The organism is Microcoleus sp. BM001215392, assembly GCF_036700185.1.
Classification (GTDB): domain Bacteria; phylum Cyanobacteriota; class Cyanobacteriia; order Cyanobacteriales; family Microcoleaceae; genus Microcoleus.
In genome coordinates this window covers 1-1,571 of the sequence record NZ_JAUBOJ010000692.1, presented here as the reverse complement: position 1 = coordinate 1,571, position 1,571 = coordinate 1, and the positions used below count along the sequence as shown (strand labels likewise).

The window sequence follows — 1,571 nt, the reverse complement described above, 5'->3', positions numbered from 1 at the left end:
AGTTGGCAGTTGGCAGTTGGCAGTTGGCAGTTGGCAGTTGGCAGTTGGCAGTTGATGGTTGACAGTTGGCAGTTGACCCAAGGAAGAAGGAAGAAGGAAGAGGGAAGAATTAATTGTGATATAATATTTTTTGGTGCTGTTGAGAGTTGCGGCAGTTATTTTGCTTGGTTGTGTCTGTATTAAGAGTCAGCATTAATGGATGGCGCTTTGAACTTTAAGCCTGGTCAAATTGTCAGTTTGGAATGTGGAGATGCGTGCCTGCATTCAGAGGTAATTCAAGTAGTTGAAGCACGTCAAATTTGTTGGGTGCGCCCTTTGATGTTGGTTGGATTGGTTTCGGGGAAGGATTTCCCCCAAAGGTGGCCTGAAGAAAACACTTTATCGGATTTGCGAGATGGTTCTGATTTGCTGTGGCCGCTGAGTTTGTTTCGGGCGGCGCTGGATACGGAGGTGATTTCGCTGTTGACCCAGTTGCAGTCTCTGGACTCTGATAAGAAGGATAGCACGATCGCCTCTCGGCAACTTAGAGATTTTGTCGATCGAGTTTGGGCAGCTTTTCCGAGTGCTTTTAATTAGTTAGTTGTTATTTGTTATTAGTTATTAGTCATTATCGTACAGTAATAGTGCGAGCGTCTCGCTCGCTATATCTTAATGATGGTTCCTTAGACCCTAATGATAGTTCGCTCAACTTTAACGATCGCGGGCAAGATGCCCGCACTACGGATAAAGCTGCGATTTCTGAAGCCCAATGTGAACGAGAACACCAAGCGTTTACCCAGCTTGTTAACCTGCACAAACACCCTGGCTGTTTGGACTTCTGCCTCAAATCCATTCCCATTACTCCCTGGCCTCACCAAACCAAGATACTCCGCCGAGTCGCCCAGCAGTTCCCTCGCAGTTTCCTCATTGCCGATGAAGTTGGACTGGGGAAGACGATTGAAACTGGCTTGATTCTGCGTTACCTGCTGGTAAGCCAAAAGGTCAAGCGCGTTTTAATCCTCGCCCCTGCCAGCGTCCAACCCCAATGGCAGGAAGAACTGCGAGAAAAGTTTAACCTTCACTTCTGGAGTTACGCACAAGGGGGATTAACTGACCCCTACGGCAATACCGTCTCTACAGTTACCAACCCCTGGAATACCAAAGACTTAGTTCTCGCCTCCAGCCACCTGGTACGCCGTACTGAAAGAATGCAGGAACTTTTAGAGGCAGATTCTTGGGATTTAGCCGTATTAGATGAAGCCCACCACGCACGACGCAAAAGCCCTCAAGCCCGGAAAGACACTCCTAATCGGCTGCTAGAGTTAATGGGGCAACTCAAGGAAAAGACACGCGCCTTGGTGCTGCTGTCTGCAACCCCAATGCAGATTGACCCGATTGAAGTCTTTGACCTCCTCTCCCTGCTAGGGATTCAGGGACATTGGTCTTACGCTGATAACTTCTGCAATTATTTTGCTACTTTACCAGAAGCTCCAGACCGCTTCATCCTGGAGTTCTGGCAGCAGATGTCGGTAGATTATTTTAAACGTGGCGGCAAGTCCTGTTCTCGTTTGCAGCAGTAAGATCGGAAGAGC

3 protein-coding genes are annotated in these 1,571 nt (G+C 48.2%); all 3 read left to right on the top strand.

The features are described 5' to 3' along the window. Positions 1-183 (top strand): hypothetical protein (locus QT974_RS34215; RefSeq protein ID WP_442933242.1); only part of this gene is annotated, 183 nt, incomplete at its 5' end. Between the two features lie 12 nt (positions 184-195). Then, positions 196-576, top strand: a complete 381-nt coding sequence (locus tag QT974_RS34210) for a hypothetical protein (protein ID WP_333472795.1) — start codon at positions 196-198, stop codon at positions 574-576. Positions 577-587: 11 nt separating this feature from the next. After that, the gene (locus QT974_RS34205) at positions 588-1,559 is read left to right on the top strand and encodes a DEAD/DEAH box helicase (protein ID WP_333472794.1); all 972 of its coding nucleotides are present in this window, start codon (positions 588-590) and stop codon (positions 1,557-1,559) included. The last annotated feature ends 12 nt before the right edge of the window (positions 1,560-1,571 follow it).

Bases quoted from the DNA above. Each gene is read 5' to 3' on its own strand.
- QT974_RS34210 (WP_333472795.1), top strand. From the start codon at position 196: ATGGATGGCGCTTTGAACTTTAAGCCTGGTCAAATTGTCAGTTTGGAA.